This window comes from Telluria sp. LT2P34, from assembly GCF_059685915.1.
In genome coordinates this window covers 91,496-107,156 of the sequence record NZ_JCASIN010000010.1, presented here as the reverse complement: position 1 = coordinate 107,156, position 15,661 = coordinate 91,496, and the positions used below count along the sequence as shown (strand labels likewise).

Sequence of the window (15,661 nt, the reverse complement as noted above, 5' to 3'; positions counted from 1 at the left end):
GTCCAGCAGCTTGCGGAACATTTCCACGCCGGTGCAGATGGTCTTGACGGTGTCGATGATGCCGACGATTTCGATTTCTTCGCCGACCTTGACGATACCGCGCTCGACACGACCGGTGACGACGGTGCCGCGACCCGAGATCGAGAACACGTCCTCGACTGGCATCAGGAAGGCGCCGTCAACAGCGCGCTCTGGCGTCGGGATGTAGGTGTCGAGTGCGTGGGCCAGAGCGATGATGCAGTCTTCGCCCATTTCGCCCGGCTTGCCTTCGAGGGCCATACGTGCCGAACCCTTGATGATTGGCAGGTCGTCGCCTGGGAACTCGTACTTCGACAGCAACTCGCGCACTTCCATTTCGACCAGTTCCAGCAGCTCTGCGTCGTCGACCAGGTCGCACTTGTTCAGGAACACGATGATGTACGGAACGCCGACCTGACGCGCCAGCAGGATGTGCTCGCGGGTCTGTGGCATTGGGCCGTCGGCGGCCGAGCACACCAGGATCGCGCCGTCCATCTGCGCGGCACCGGTAATCATGTTCTTGATGTAGTCGGCGTGGCCTGGGCAGTCAACGTGTGCGTAGTGACGGTTCTCGGTCTCGTACTCGACGTGTGCGGTGTTGATGGTGATGCCGCGTGCTTTTTCTTCCGGTGCTGCGTCGATCTGGTCGTAGGCCTTCGCTTCGCCGCCGAATTTCTTCGACAGGACGGTTGCGATTGCTGCGGTCAGCGTGGTCTTGCCGTGGTCAACGTGTCCGATGGTGCCGACGTTGACGTGCGGCTTGGTCCGCTCGAATTTACCTTTTGCCATTTTGATCTTCCTTTAAAAGAACGACTTATTGTGTTTTATTGTTTGCCCCGGCAGTGACGTCACCGCCAGGGCTGAATTACTGATTACTTCGACTTAGCGGTGACGATCGCGTCGATCACGTGCTTAGGCGCTTCCGAGTAGTGCTTGAATTCCATCGTGTAGGTTGCACGGCCCTGGGTCGCCGAACGCAGCGAGGTCGAGTAACCAAACATTTCCGACAGTGGCACTTCGGCTTTGATGATCTTGCCGCCGCCGCCCGGGATTTCGTCCATGCCCTGCACCATACCGCGGCGGGACGACAGGTCGCCCATCACGTTACCGGCGTAGTCTTCCGGCGTTTCCACTTCGACCGACATCATTGGCTCGAGGATGACTGGCGATGCTTTGCGGCAGCCGTCCTTGAATGCCATCGAACCGGCCATACGGAACGCGTTCTCGTTCGAGTCGACGTCGTGGTACGAACCGAAGGTGACGGTGACTTTCACGTCGACGACCGGGTAACCGGCCAGCACGCCCGACGTCAGGGTCTCGCGCACACCTTTTTCGACTGCAGGGATGTATTCGCGAGGAATCACACCGCCCTTGATGGCGTCGACGAACTCGAAGCCCTTGCCCGGCTCTTGCGGCTCGATCGTCAGGACGGCGTGGCCGTACTGACCGCGACCACCCGACTGCTTGACGAACTTGCCTTCGACGTCGGTGACGGTCTTGCGGATGGTCTCGCGGTAGGCAACCTGTGGCTTGCCGACGGTCGCTTCGACGCTGAATTCGCGCTTCATGCGGTCGACGATAATTTCCAGGTGCAGCTCGCCCATACCACCGATGATGGTCTGGCCCGACTCTTCGTCGGTACGCACGCGGAACGACGGATCTTCCTGTGCCAGGCGGTTCAGGGCCAGGCCCATCTTTTCCTGGTCGGCCTTGGTCTTCGGCTCGACAGCCTGCTGAATGACCGGCTCAGGGAAGACCATCTTTTCCAGGGTGATGATCGACGCTGGATCGCACAGGGTTTCGCCCGTGGTCGCATCTTTCAGGCCGACCGCGGCGGCGATGTCGCCGGCGTGGACTTCCTTGATCTCTTCACGCTGGTTCGCGTGCATCTGCAGAATACGGCCAAGACGCTCTTTCTTGTTCTTGACCGGATTGTAGACGGTGTCGCCCGACTTGATCGTGCCCGAGTAGACGCGGAAGAAGATCAGCTGGCCGACGAACGGGTCGGTCATGATCTTGAATGCCAGCGCCGAGAATTTCTCGTCGTCGGCTGCGCGGCGGGTGACCGGCTGGTCGTCCTCGTCGGTACCGCCGACTGGCGGGATGTCGACTGGCGACGGCAGGTATTCGATCACGCCGTCGAGCATGGCTTGAACGCCCTTGTTCTTGAACGCGGTGCCGCACATCATCGGGACGATTTCCGACGCGATGGTACGCTGGCGCAGGGCGGCCTTGATCTCTTCTTCCGAGAGGTCGCCTTCTTCCAGGTACTTGTTCATGAGCTCTTCGGTCGCTTCAGCAGCGGTCTCGACGAGCTTTTCACGCCATTCGTTGGCTTGATCGACCAGTTCGGCCGGGATCTCGCGGTAGTCGAACTTCATGCCCTGCGACGCGTCGTCCCAGTAGACTGCCTTCATCTTGACGAGGTCGACCACGCCGAGGAAGTTCTCTTCGGCGCCGATCGGGATCTGCAGCGGAATCGGGTTGGCCTTCAGGCGCGCGCGCATCTGGTCGTAGACCTTGAAGAAGTTCGCACCGGTACGGTCCATCTTGTTGACGAAGGCCAGGCGTGGCACTTTGTACTTGTTAGCCTGGCGCCACACGGTTTCCGACTGTGGCTGCACGCCGCCGACTGCACAGTAAACCATGCAGGCGCCGTCGAGCACGCGCATCGAGCGCTCGACTTCAATCGTGAAGTCGACGTGGCCCGGGGTGTCGATGATGTTGATGTGGTGCGGCTCGAAATTGTTGGCCATACCCTTCCAGAAGCAGGTCGTCGCTGCCGAGGTAATGGTAATGCCGCGTTCCTGCTCCTGCTCCATCCAGTCCATCGTTGCGGCGCCATCGTGCACCTCACCGATCTTGTGGTTCACGCCCGTGTAGAACAGGACGCGTTCGGTGGTGGTGGTCTTACCAGCATCGATGTGAGCGGAGATACCGATGTTGCGGTAGCGCTCAATGGGGGTCTTGCGTGCCATAATTTTTCCTAAATCTTTGAATGGACAAAACCGGGCGGCATCTTGGTATCAAAATGTGCCCGGCCTGAACAACAGCTACTACTGTGTGCTTAGAAGCGGAAGTGCGAGAACGCCTTGTTCGCTTCGGCCATACGGTGCACTTCGTCACGACGCTTCATGGCGCCGCCGCGCATTTCTGCGGCTTCCAACAGTTCACCGCCGAGGCGTTGTGGCATGGATTTTTCGCTGCGCTTGTTTGCGGCTTCGCGCAACCAACGCATGGACAGCGCCATACGACGAACCGGACGAACTTCCACTGGCACCTGGTAGTTGGCGCCGCCAACACGGCGGGACTTAACCTCGACCATTGGCTTGGCGTTGTTGATCGCGGCTGCGAACACTTCCAGCGGGTCCTTGCCCGATTTTTGCTGGATATGTTCAAACGCACCGTAGATGATGTTTTCAGCGACCGACTTCTTGCCGGACAACATCAGAACGTTGACGAACTTGGCGACATCCGTATTGCCGAATTTTGGATCTGGCAGGATCTCGCGCTTGGGTACTTCACGACGACGTGGCATATCAATTCCTTCCTATCTTCAGTTGAGTGCCGAATCAGCACTCGCGAGGGCCATCATGACCACTCACTTACTCGACCTTCCGGCCGGTTCAACTTAACTTTTAAATGTGACCCCGGTATGACCGAGACCGCAGAATGACTTCTCAGGCTATTACTTCTTCGCCTTGGCACGCTTGGCGCCGTACTTCGAGCGAGCCTGCTTACGGTCCTTGACGCCCTGGGTATCGAGTGCACCGCGAACCATGTGGTAACGCACACCTGGCAAGTCCTTGACACGACCGCCGCGCAGCAGGACAACGCTGTGCTCTTGCAGGTTGTGGCCCTCACCGCCGATGTACGAAATGACTTCGAAACCGTTGGTCAGGCGAACTTTGGCGACCTTACGCAGAGCCGAGTTCGGCTTCTTCGGGGTCGTGGTGTACACACGGGTGCAGACACCGCGCTTTTGCGGGCAGTTTTCAAGTGCCGGCGACTTGCTCTTCACAACCGCGGCAACGCGCGGCTTGCGAATCAGTTGATTGATGGTTGGCATCGTTCCTAATCCAACAAAGTACTACAGTTGATAACCCGAACATGGAGTCCGGGGACTGAAACCTAGTCCCGACAATTGACGGCAGAGGCGACGAAAGCCACTCACCGAAGGAGCGGCTGCGAATGCGTCAGCGATGTGCAAAGTAAATCGAGAACTCGCGAGTATAGACTCCTCGCAAATTGCGGTCAACCGATTTGCTGATTTTCCGGGCAGCGAGCCCGTCGAGGAGGCGCCCGCCTGTGGCAGGCGTGACACAGTCGACAAGCTTGCCTGCTGCGCTATTGCATGACGGGAATAGCTTTCGCGCCGATAAAGGCCGGATAATGGCCGCCTTGCCTCTGCCCTCCTCTCTCCCCGATGCGATTCTTGCTGCGCCCCGCCAACCTGACGCTGGTGCTCACTTACCTGGCCTTGTCCCTGGCGCCCCTGTTCCCGCTGGTAATCAAGCTGCCCGTCGCCGACCCGAGCCAGCTGGCCGGCATGGCCGTCTTCGCCTGGATCGGCGCCTGGGCCCTGTTCAAGCGGCCAGCGTATTTTCACTGGCTGCTGCTGCCGGCCTTCCTGGCACTCCCGGCCGAGCTCTACCTGTATACCTATTACGGCCAGGGCATCTCGACCCATCACCTCGGCATCATGGCCGAAACCAGTCCGCTCGAAGCGCTGGAATACCTCGGCGCCAGGGCCTGGCTGATGCTGGCGGTGATCGTCGCCATGGTCGCCTGGTGGGCCGGCAGTTACCGGGCCGCCCTCGCCACCCGGGACCTCGACTGGAACGACCGCTCGCGCTGGCTGGTGCTCGGCTGCCTGCTGGCGGCTGCCGCGCTGTTCGCCTACGGCGTCAAGGCCGGGCCCGCACCCAAGCGTGACGCGATGCGCCTGGAGGCCGCCAGGCCGGCGGCCGCAAACACGCTGCCGCCCCTGCCGCGCTGGGCGCAGCCCCCCTTCGACATCAAGGCGTTTGCCCGCTCCTGGCCCTTCGGCGTGGCCGTGCGCGGCCTCGACTTCTACAAGGAACGCGTCTATCTCGCCGACTTGCACCAGCGCAGCAGCAGCTTTCGCTTCGGCGCCAGCCAGGGCGACCCGGCCCGGGCGCCGGACGTGATCGTGCTGGTGCTGGGCGAATCGGCCCGCTTCGACCGCTGGAGCATCAACGGTTATGCGCGCCAGACCAATCCCCTGCTGGCGCAGGAACCCAACCTGGTGTCGCTCCAGGACCTGATTACCTCGGTGTCGGCGACGCGCCTGTCGGTGCCGGTCATCATTTCGCGCAAGCCCGCGATGCAAAGTCTGAAAGACGGCTTCACGGAAAAATCCTTCCTCAGCGCTTTCAAGGAGGCCGGCTACAAAACCTTCTGGCTGTCGAACCAGATCTCGTTCGGCAAATTCGATACCCCCGTGTCCGTGTTCGCCAAGGAAGCGGACGCGGTCGAATTCCTGAACCTGGGCGGTTTTACGGACAATTCCAACTACGACGAAGTGCTGTTCAAGCCCTTCAGCCGCGCGCTGCTGGACCCGGCGCCGAAAAAGCTGATCGTGCTGCACACGCTCGGCAGCCACTGGAATTACGCACAGCGCTACCCGCCCCGCTTCGACCAGTGGAAGCCTTCCTTGAAAGGCGTGGCGAAACCGGTGCTGACGGACGGCGCGATCGAAGCGCAGCTCAACAACAGCTACGACAACTCGATCCTGTACATGGACTGGTTCCTGGCCGGGCTGGTCGGGCAACTCAAGCAGGGCGCGCGGGCGGCGGCGCTGATGTATGTGGCCGACCATGGCCAGACCCTGTACGACGGCGCCTGCCGCCAGGTGTTCCATGGCCACAACAACCAGCACGAATTCCACGTGCCCGCCTTTGCCTGGTATTCGGACGCCTACGGCGCGCGCTTCCCGGACAAGGTGGCGCAACTGCGCGCCCACCGCGCGGCGCGCCTGTCCACCGAAAACGTGTTCCATACCCTGGTCGACCTGGGCGACATCCGCTACCCGGGCGAAAATTTACACCGCAGTATCGCCAGCGCGCAGCTGGCGCCGCACAAGCGTTATGTGGACAGTTATGGCTGGACAGACTACGACGATGCGCGCATGCAGGGCGATTGCCGTGAGGTGATCGCGAATGGGAAGCCGCTGCCGCGCAGGTAGGTGAAGGGTCGTGGGGCTGTTGCCTGTCTGTTATCGGTGTGTTGAATCCGCGTGGGCTCGAGAGCCCACGCGGATCATGCAACCCGATAACGCGACAGGCAACAGCCCCACCCTGTCCGCACCTGTGGTCCTGTCCGCGTACGTACGCCCCACCCCATCCGGACACCCCGGACACCCCGTCCGCCCAAGCAAATCAAGCACTTAGCACCTGGCACGGATCGTGCAATAACGACAGTATTCACTGTTGTTACTGGACACCCATGATCCGCGATACCTCCGAACAAGACGCCGTCCTGACTGCGGCGCCCAACAGCAAACTGAAACGCCGCTCGCTCTGGATCGGCGGCGCCGTCGCCATCGCTGCCGGCGCGGCCCTGCTCCTGTCCGCCTGGGGCGACAGCGAACACTCCGTCAACGCCAGCCGCCTGCGCATCGCCGACGTGGTCCGCGGCACGCTGGTGCGCGACGCTTCCGTGAATGGACGCGTGGTCGCCGCCGTTAGCCCGACCCTGTTTTCGACCGCCCCCGCCACGGTCAACCTGAAAGTGGCCGCCGGCGACACCGTCAAGCGCGGCGACGTGCTGGCCGTGCTCGAGTCCCCGGACCTGTCCGACGCCCTGAAACGCGAACAGTCGACCTGGGAGCAATTAAAAGCCGAAGTCGCGCGCCAGCAGATCCTGTCGCGCAAACAGAAGCTGCTGGCCCAGCGCGAAGCGGATGTCGCCGAGATCGACCGCCTGTCGGCCCAGCGCACGCTCGAGCGCTACGAGAGCGTGGCGCAAGTCGGCGTGATCGCCAAGATCGATTACCAGAAGGCCAAGGACGCCCTGAACTCGGCCGGCATCCGCGCCAAACACGCGGCCCAGGCCGCGAACCTGGAGGGCGACGACGTGGCCCTGGCGATTCGCACCAAGAGCAATGAACTGGAACGGGCGCGCCTGTCGATGGCGAATGCCCAGCGCCGCGTCGACGAACTGACCGTGCGCGCCCCGGTCGACGGCTTCATCGGCACCCTGAACGTCCAGAACCGGATGGTGGTGGCGGCCAATGCCCCCCTGATGACCCTGGTCGACCTGTCGCGCCTGGAAGTCGAAGTCGAAGTCCCGGAAACCTATGTCTCCGACATGGGGATCGGCATGACGGCGGAAATCGCCCTGCCCACGGGTACCGCCACCGGCAAGCTGGTCGCCCTGTCGCCGGAAGTGGTCAAAAACCAGGTGCTGGCGCGCGTACGTTTCGACGGCGCCCAGCCGAAGGGTCTGCGCCAGAGCCAGCGCGTCACGGCGCGTTTGCTGATCGAGGAAAAGCCGAACGTCGTGATGGTGCCCCGTGGTCCTTTTGTGGAAAGCGAAGGCGGGCGCTTTGCTTACCGCGTCGAGAACGGCGTGGCGATTCGCACCCCGATCCGGCTCGGCGCCACCAGCCTGTCCTCGGTCGAAATCGTCGACGGCTTGAAACCCGGAGACAAGGTCGTCGTCGCCGGCACCGACACCTTCGAGAACGCCGCACGCGTCTCCATTAATTAAGTCAACCCTTCATAAAAACCATCCTGAAAGGACATCCCATGCTGCGCATGACCAAGCTCTCCAAGGTGTACCGCACCCACATGATCGAGACCCACGCGCTGCGCGGCTTCGAGATCCAGGTCAACAAGGGCGAATTCGTCACCGTCACCGGTCCCTCGGGTTCGGGCAAGACCAGCTTCCTGAACATCGCCGGCCTGCTCGAAGAATTCACCAGCGGCGAGTACGTGCTCGACGGCGTCAACGTGAAGGGCATGAACGACGACGCGCGCTCGCGCCTGCGCAACGAAAAACTCGGTTTCATTTTCCAGGGTTTTAACCTGATCCCCGACCTGAACCTGTTCGACAACGTCGACGTGCCGCTGCGCTACCGCGGCTTCAACGCGGCCGAGCGCAAGGAACGCATCGAGGACGCGCTGGCGAAAGTCGGGCTGTCCTCGCGCATGAAGCATTTCCCGGCCGAGCTGTCGGGCGGCCAGCAGCAGCGCGTGGCGATCGCGCGCGCGCTGGCCGGTTCGCCGAAACTGCTGCTGGCCGACGAGCCGACAGGTAACCTCGATACCCAGATGGCGCGCGGCGTGATGGACCTGCTGGAAGAAATCAATGCGGCCGGCACCACGATCCTGATGGTCACGCACGACCCGGAACTGGCCGTGCGCACCCACCGCAACGTGCACATCATCGACGGCCAGGTGTCGGACCTGGTGCGCAAGGGCCCGACCCTGGTCGACACGACAGGCGCGGCGGCCAGCCCCGCCACCGCCTGAGGAGCCGGCATGTTCGCTTACTACCTGAAACTCGGCGTGCGCAGCCTGCGCCGCAATCCCGCGCTGACCGCGCTGATGGTGATCACCCTGGCCATCGGCGTGGCGGCCAGCGTGTCGACGCTGACCATCCTGCACATGATGTCGAACGACCCGATCCCGCAAAAAAGCGCGCGCCTGTTCGTGCCCTTGATCGACCCCGGTTCGCTCGACGGCTACACGGCGGGCGAAAAACCCGACGACATCCAGATCAGCTACCAGGATGCGATGAACGTCGTCAAGAGCGGCCTGGGCGTGCGCCGCACCGCCCTGTACGGCGTCGCCTCCCCGGTCGAGCCGCCGCGGCGCGAGCTGCCGCCCTTCACGATGGGCGGCCTGGCCCCGACACGCGACTTCTTCGCGATGTTCGACGTGCCCTTCGCCTACGGCCAGGCCTGGAGCGCGGCCGACGAAGCGCGCGGCGCCGACGTGGTGGTGCTGAGCCGCCCGATGGCCGACAAGCTGTTCGGCAACGTCAACCCGGTCGGCCAGCGCCTGAAATTGATGGGCTTCCCGTTCACCGTGGTCGGCGTCACCGAAAAATGGCGCATGCTGCCGCGCGTCTACCTGCTGCAGGGCGGTTCGCCCTACGCCACCGGCGAGGAATTCTTCATTCCGCTCTCCACCGCGGTGCGCCACGAGACCCAGCACAACGGCGGCATGAGCTGCGCCCAGGACATCGGTCCGGGCTTCGCCGCGCGCCTCACCTCGGACTGCACCTGGGTCACGGCCTGGATCGAAACGGCGTCCAGCAGCGACCGCGGCGAAGTCGAGTCCTGGCTCCAGAACTATGCCGCCGAACAGCGCAAGCTGGGGCGCCTGAAGCGCGCTACGCCAACTCACCTGTACGACGTCCGGGGCTGGATGGAATACACGGGTGTGGTCGGCAAGGACAGCAAGCTGCAGGCCTGGCTTGCCTTCGGCTTCCTGGTGCTGTGCCTGGTCAACACGGTCGGCCTGCTGCTGGCCAAGTTCTCGGTGCGCGCTTCCGAGATCGGCGTGCGGCGTGCGCTCGGCGCTTCGCGTTCCGACATCTTCCGCCAGTTCCTGACCGAGACCGTGGTGGTGGGCCTGGCCGGCGGCGTGCTCGGCCTGCTGCTGGCCCTGGGCGCATTGCAGCTGATCGGCATGACCAGCAAGGCGATGGCCAATCTGGCCACGATGGATTGGGAGATGCTGGGCCTGACCTTCGTGATCTCGGTGAGCGCCGCCATGCTGGCCGGCCTGCTGCCGACCTGGCGCGCCTGCCAGGTCACGCCGGCGATCCAGCTGAAATCACAATAAGCCCAATAAGCCCAACAAGGAAAACAGTCATGGAAATCCGTCCCATTTTTGCGGCACTCCTGCGCAACAAGACCGGCCCGATCCTGGTGGCGCTGCAGGTCGCGCTCAGCCTGGCCATCCTGGCCAATGCGCTGCACATCGTGAACGAGCGGCGCGGCCTGACCGCCCGTCCTTCGGGCATGGCCGACGAGCACGCGGTCTTCCACATCGAGGTGCGCAGCCTCGGAAACGAGACCCCGGAACAGCAGCTCGCCGATATCCGGCGCCAGACCGAAGTGCTGCGCGCCGTCGGCGGGGTCGCCGCCGCGGCCCAGGTCAGCCAGATGCCGATGTCCGGCAGCGGCAGCAACACCTCGCTGGCGCTCGATCCGCGCCAGGCCAAGGAAAGCACGGTCGGCTCGGTCTACCTGTCGGGCGACTCGCTGATCAACACGCTCGGCCTGAAGCTGGTCGAAGGGCGCGACTTCCTGGCGCCGGAACTGATCGACGTCAACGAGGCCAAGGAGAGCATCTACCCGCCGGGCGTGATCATCACCCGGCCGCTCGCCGAAAAACTGTGGCCGGGCGCCAGCGCGATCGGCAAGACCATGTATTTCGGCACCGGCGCCGACGCCAGGCCGACCCGCATCATCGGCGTGGTCGAGAACCTGATCAGCGCCCACGCCGAGTTCCGGGAACGCGCCATGCATTCGGTGATCATTCCGCAGCGCCTGTATGGCGGCGGCCGCGGTACGCTGTACGCCGTGCGCGCCGAACCCGGCCAGCGCGAGCGCGTGATGAAGGAAGCCGAAGCCGCGCTGCGCAAGTCCTCGCCCCTGCCGCTGATCCTGGAACTGACCGCGACCGACAAGGACCGCAGCACCCGCTACCGCGGCAGCGTGACGGTGCAATGGATGCTGGTGACGGTCAGCGTATTGCTGCTGCTGGTCACCTGCTGCGGCATTGTCGGCATGGCCAGCCTGTGGATCACGCAGCGGCGCAAGCAGATCGGCGTACGCCGCGCCCTCGGTGCGCGCCGGATCGATATCCTGCGCTACTTCATCACTGAAAACCTGATCATCACCAGCACTGGCGTGGCGGGCGGGATGCTGCTCGGGGTGGCGCTGAACCAGCTCCTGGTGAGCAAACTCGAGATGACGCGCCTGCCGCTTGGCTACCTGGGCGCCGGCGCCGTCGTGTTCTGGCTGCTCGGCGTGATCGCGGTGTACGGACCGGCCTGGCGCGCGGCCAGTACTTCGCCGGCGCTGGCGACCAGAAGTGCCTGATGGAAATTAAGCAGTGCTATCCTGACGCCCATGCCTACTGTACTCATCATTGACGACAACGCCGCCGTCGGCATCGCCCTCGACGTGCTGTTCTCGCTGCACGACATCGGAGCGCTGCACGCGGCCTCGCCGGAAGAAGGGCTGGCCGTGCTGGCGCGCGACAGCGTCGACCTGGTGATCCAGGACATGAACTTCACGGCGGACACCACGTCCGGCGAGGAAGGCGTGGCCTTGTTCCGCCAGATCCGGGCCTTGTACCCGGATCTGCCGGTGATTCTGCTCACGGCCTGGACCCACCTCGATGCGGCGGTCGACCTGATCAAGGCGGGCGCCGCCGACTACCTGCCCAAGCCCTGGAACGACGAGCGCCTGCTGGCGACCGTCACCAACCTGGTGGAGCTGGGCCAGGCCAACCGCGCGCTGCTGCAACGTGTCGGACGCGAGCGGCGCGAACGGCGCGAGCTGGAAACGCAGTACGACCTGCGCGGCCTGGTCTGGGCCGATCCGGCCACGGAACGGGTACTGCAGCTGGCCTGCCAGGTGGCGCGCGCCGATGTCCCGGTGCTGATCACGGGCCCGAACGGCACCGGCAAGGAACGCATCGCCGAAATCATCCAGGCCAATTCCCAGGTGGCGAACGGCCCCTTCGTGGTGCTCAACTGCGGCGCCCTGCCCTCGGAACTGATCGAAGCGGAGCTGTTCGGGGCCGAGGCGGGCGCCTATACGGGCGCGACCCGCGCGCGCGAAGGCAAGTTCGAGGCGGCCGACGGCGGCACCCTGTTTTTGGATGAGATCGGCAACCTGCCGCCCGCCGGCCAGATGAAACTGCTGCGCGTACTCGAGACCGGCCGCTTCGAGCGGCTCGGCTCGAACCGCGAGCGGCAAGTGAAGGTGCGCGTGATCAGCGCCACGAATGCCGACCTGGCAGCGATGATCCGCGCCGGCAGCTTTCGCGAAGACCTGTTTTATCGCTTGAACGTGATCGAACTGCGCCTGCCGCCACTGCATGCGCGCCCGCTCGACATCCTGCCGCTGGCCGCCAGCTTCCTGGCGCGCGGAAAACGTTTCGACCCGTCCGCCGAGCGCAGCCTGCTGGCGCACGGCTGGCCCGGCAACGTGCGCGAACTGAAAAACGTGATGGCGCGCGCCAACCTGCTGGCGCAAGGCGACACCATTCGCGCCCCGGACCTCGGCCTGCCGGCCGCCGCCTTCCAGCCCCAGGCGCTGGATGCCGAGCCGGACCGCGAGGCCATCGCCGCCGCCCTGGCGCGCGCCGGCGGCGTGGTGTCGCAGGCCGCCGCCGAACTGGGCCTGTCGCGCCAGGCCCTGTACCGCCGCATGGAGCGCCTCGGTATCGGGCGTGCCTGAATCGCGCCTGAATACTCCATGCGCCTCTCCCTGGTCACCCGCTTTTCCGCCCTGGTCGGCACCCTGCTCACGGTCGGCATCGGCATCGCCCTCACCCTCGAGCATTTCCTGCCCGGCCAGGCGGCACTTAGCGCGGGCCTGTGCCTGGCCTGCGTGATCCCGATCGCGATCATCACGGTGCGCTCGCAGGTGCAGCCGATCCTGTCGCTGTTTCGCGCGCTCGAAGGCACGGTCAGCAGCTACCGCGACGGCGATTTTTCCTTCAGCCTGCACTGGCCGCAAAACGACGAGCTGGCCGACCTGGTCAAAGCCCACAATGCGCTCGGCCAGGTGCTGCGCGAACAGCGGCGCGACCTGGTGCAGCGCGAACTGCTGCTCGACACGATGGTGCAGAACACTCCGGTGGCAATGCTGCTGGTAGCCGATGCGCCGCAGCGCGCCGGCACCATCGTGTATGCCAACCTGGCCGCGCGCCAGCTGCTGGCCGAGGGCCGCAAGCTCGAAGGCCACAGCCTGCGCGATTTGCTGGCGCAGGCCTCCCCGGCCCTGGGCGAAGCGCTCGAGCGCGGCGGCGACGGCCTGTTCACGGCCGGCGAAGGCGAGGACGAACAGGTCTACCACCTGGCGCGCAGCCATTTCAGCCTGAACGGACGGCGCCATGAACTGCTTCTGCTGCGCCACCTGACGGCCGAGCTGCGGCGCCAGGAAGTGCAGACCTGGAAAAAGGTGATCCGCGTGATCAGCCATGAACTGAACAATTCGCTGGCGCCGATCACTTCGCTGGCCCACTCAGGCGCCGAGCTGGTGCGGCGTAATCAGACCGAGCGCCTGCCGCAGATCCTGGAAACCATCGGCGAGCGAACGCGCCACCTGGAAAGCTTCATCCTCGGTTACGCGCGCTTCGCCAAGCTGCCCACGCCGCGCCTGCAAGCCTGCGCCTGGGCGCCGTTTGTCGAACGCCTATCGTCACAAGTGAGGTTCCGCCTGGGCGCAGAGGTGCCGGCTGAACCGGCGATGATCGACCCGGCGCAGCTCGAGCAGGCGCTCTTGAACCTGCTGAAGAACGCCCATGAATCCGGATCCAGCCCCGATGCCGTCGAACTGCGCGTACGCCGCGTGCACGACCTGCTGCGCATCGAAGTGATCGATCGCGGCAGCGGCATGAGCGAAGCGGTGCTGACCAATGCGCTGGTGCCCTTCTATTCGACCAAGCGCAGCGGCACCGGCCTCGGGCTGGCGCTGGCGCGCGAAATCGCCGAAGCCCACGGCGGGCGCATCCTGCTGTCGAACCGCGAGGGCGGCGGGCTGGCGGTGACGCTGATCCTGCCGGCGTCCTGAAGCCGGCTGTAACCTGACACCGCTCTGGTAAGATCGGCTTCCATCGCCGCCCTGCCGCACCATGTCCAGTCAAGCTCCGCACGATCCCCGCTTCGCCCAGCCGGGCCACCCGCCCGCCACCGTCACCGAATTCGACGGCGTGCGTTCGCTGCACCTGGGAACGTCCTGGGAACAGGGCGCCATGCGCCTGTCGCGCCCGGATGCGATCGAACTCGAGTATGTGCAGATGATGATGGCCTGGCTGCTGTTCCTGCCCGCCCCGCGCCGCATCGTGCAGCTGGGCCTGGGCAGCGCGGCGCTGACCAAGTTCTGCTACCGCCGCATGCCCGGCGCCCTGGTGACCGCGGTCGAACTCAATCCCAACGTGATCGCCATTTGCCGCGCCCTGTTCGAACTGCCGCCGAACGACGAGCGGCTCGATGTGCGCGAAATGAACGCGCTCGACTATGTGCTGGACCCGCGTCATCACGGCCATGCCGACGTGCTGCAAGTGGACCTGTACGACGAACAGGCGCGCGGACCGGTGCTCGACACGCCGGAGTTCTACCAGGGCTGCCACGATTGCCTGAGCCCTGGCGGCATCATGACCGCCAACGTGTTCGGCGAAATCGGCAACTACGACAAGAATTTGGCAGCGATGACGGCAGTCTTCGACGCCGTGGTCTGGCTGCCCGAAGTCCACGACGCCAACATCGTCGTGATCGCCTTCAAACGCGCGCCGCAACTGGATTTCTCGACCCTGTACGAACGCGCAGGCGAGATCCGGGGGCGCCTGAATCTGCCGGCCCGGGAATGGGTCGATGGTTTGAAACAATGGATGCTCGACCAGCATGATTAATTAAGCCCTGGCAATACATTTCTACTATTCAATTTACGCTCGGATCATTTTGAACGGCGTCAACATTAATGCAGAAATACCATATTTGCTCACCGCAAATCAGCCTCTTCCATATAAAGTTCCAGTTATCCATATATAAATAGCACCGATTCATTAACATGGAGGGCTCATGACAATACGCGTCTTGATTGTTGAAGAACATAATTTGGTACGTGAAGCCTTGCGTTCGCTGGTAGCGGGAATGCAGGGGTTTGAAGTGGCGGACGCCGTCTCCGACGGCAAGCAAGCCATCCGCGCCGCTGCCGCCCTGCAGCCGGAGCTGGTGTTGATGGACGTGTCGATGCCGGGAATGAGCGGCCTTGACGCGACGGTCGAGATTCGGCGGCGCCTGCCGCATGTGCACGTGGTGCTCTTGACCTTGTCGCGCAACGAGGAATTCGTGCGCGAAGCCTTTCAAATCGGCGCCGATGCTTATCTATTGAAAGGCGCGTCGCTCGCAGAATTCGAATTGGCATTAAATAGTGTTATCCGAGGAAAGAAATACATCAGCAGCGAATTATCCACCGCGATGGCGACCGGAATGAATGCCGGCAATTATTCGCCCTCGATGTCGACCTGGAAAGACCTGACTGGACGCGAACGCAGCATTCTCAAACTTATTGCCGAGGGCAATACCAATCGCGCCGCCGCCGATTATCTCTGCATTAGCACCAAGACGGTCGAAAAGCACCGCGCCAGCCTGATGCGCAAACTCGGTTTGCGCAGCGCTGCCGAGCTGGTCGTGATGGCCCTGGAAATCGGCCTGATCGAAGGTCCTGGTACGGCCAGCGCGCCGCCAAGGTCGCTGCCGGCCCGAAGGATGGCGCCGGAAGCCCCGCGCCTGGACGAAGTCGGCCTGTTCTGCTGAGCGGCCTGCGTAGCGGGTCGTCCCTACTTTGGCGGTAGGGTAATCCCTACTTCGGCAGCACGACAGGCGCGGCGCGACCCGTCCTTCCGCTACCCGGCTAGGCTGGATG

General features: G+C 63.8%; 13 protein-coding genes. 9 read left to right on the top strand and 4 right to left on the bottom strand.

Annotated features, from left to right (window positions below; genetic code table 11):
- The 4 genes from AC56KZ_RS19625 to rpsL form a co-directional block, all read right to left on the bottom strand.
- Window positions 1-807, bottom strand: an 807-nt coding sequence (locus AC56KZ_RS19625) for an elongation factor Tu (RefSeq protein WP_497163868.1), incomplete at its 3' end; no start/stop codon positions are given.
- An 83-nt stretch (window positions 808-890) separates the two neighbouring features.
- On the bottom strand, window positions 891-2,996 hold the full coding sequence (gene fusA / locus AC56KZ_RS19620; RefSeq protein ID WP_497163867.1) for an elongation factor G: 2,106 nt from the start codon (window positions 2,994-2,996) through the stop codon (window positions 891-893).
- 89 nt (window positions 2,997-3,085) lie between these two features.
- Window positions 3,086-3,556 (bottom strand): 30S ribosomal protein S7, encoded by a 471-nt coding sequence (gene rpsG, locus AC56KZ_RS19615; protein WP_497163866.1) that lies wholly within the window; start codon window positions 3,554-3,556, stop codon window positions 3,086-3,088.
- 150 nt (window positions 3,557-3,706) lie between these two features.
- Entirely contained in the window at window positions 3,707-4,087 is a 381-nt protein-coding gene (gene rpsL / locus AC56KZ_RS19610; RefSeq protein WP_497163865.1) for a 30S ribosomal protein S12, read from the bottom strand.
- A 357-nt stretch (window positions 4,088-4,444) separates the two neighbouring features.
- Here rpsL and AC56KZ_RS19605 point away from each other — a divergent pair, with 357 nt between their 5' ends.
- The 9 genes from AC56KZ_RS19605 to AC56KZ_RS19565 all read left to right on the top strand — a co-directional run bounded on the left by AC56KZ_RS19605 (window position 4,445) and on the right by AC56KZ_RS19565 (window position 15,552).
- Window positions 4,445-6,226, top strand: coding sequence for a phosphoethanolamine transferase (locus AC56KZ_RS19605; RefSeq protein ID WP_497163864.1), 1,782 nt, complete (start codon window positions 4,445-4,447; stop codon window positions 6,224-6,226).
- Window positions 6,227-6,486: 260 nt separating this feature from the next.
- Window positions 6,487-7,752, top strand: coding sequence for an efflux RND transporter periplasmic adaptor subunit (locus AC56KZ_RS19600; RefSeq protein WP_497163863.1), 1,266 nt, complete (start codon window positions 6,487-6,489; stop codon window positions 7,750-7,752).
- Between the two features lie 38 nt (window positions 7,753-7,790).
- Window positions 7,791-8,516: an ABC transporter ATP-binding protein gene (locus AC56KZ_RS19595; RefSeq protein WP_497163862.1), complete on the top strand. Its 726-nt coding sequence runs from the start codon at window positions 7,791-7,793 to the stop codon at window positions 8,514-8,516.
- Window positions 8,517-8,525: 9 nt separating this feature from the next.
- On the top strand, window positions 8,526-9,836 hold the full coding sequence (locus tag AC56KZ_RS19590) for an ABC transporter permease (RefSeq protein WP_497163861.1): 1,311 nt from the start codon (window positions 8,526-8,528) through the stop codon (window positions 9,834-9,836).
- Window positions 9,837-9,865: 29 nt separating this feature from the next.
- Window positions 9,866-11,101 carry an ABC transporter permease gene (locus AC56KZ_RS19585; protein ID WP_497163860.1) on the top strand — a complete coding sequence of 412 codons (1,236 nt, stop codon included), beginning with the start codon at window positions 9,866-9,868 and terminating at the stop codon, window positions 11,099-11,101.
- Window positions 11,102-11,131: 30 nt separating this feature from the next.
- On the top strand, window positions 11,132-12,469 hold the full coding sequence (locus AC56KZ_RS19580; protein WP_497163859.1) for a sigma-54-dependent transcriptional regulator: 1,338 nt from the start codon (window positions 11,132-11,134) through the stop codon (window positions 12,467-12,469).
- An 18-nt stretch (window positions 12,470-12,487) separates the two neighbouring features.
- On the top strand, window positions 12,488-13,807 hold the full coding sequence (locus AC56KZ_RS19575; RefSeq protein WP_497163858.1) for a sensor histidine kinase: 1,320 nt from the start codon (window positions 12,488-12,490) through the stop codon (window positions 13,805-13,807).
- A gap of 61 nt (window positions 13,808-13,868) precedes the next feature.
- Window positions 13,869-14,645 (top strand): class I SAM-dependent methyltransferase, encoded by a 777-nt coding sequence (locus tag AC56KZ_RS19570; RefSeq protein ID WP_497163857.1) that lies wholly within the window; start codon window positions 13,869-13,871, stop codon window positions 14,643-14,645.
- 169 nt (window positions 14,646-14,814) lie between these two features.
- A complete protein-coding gene (locus tag AC56KZ_RS19565) occupies window positions 14,815-15,552 on the top strand; it encodes a response regulator (protein WP_497163856.1) in 738 nt (245 codons plus the stop codon).
- Window positions 15,553-15,661: the final 109 nt, after the last annotated feature.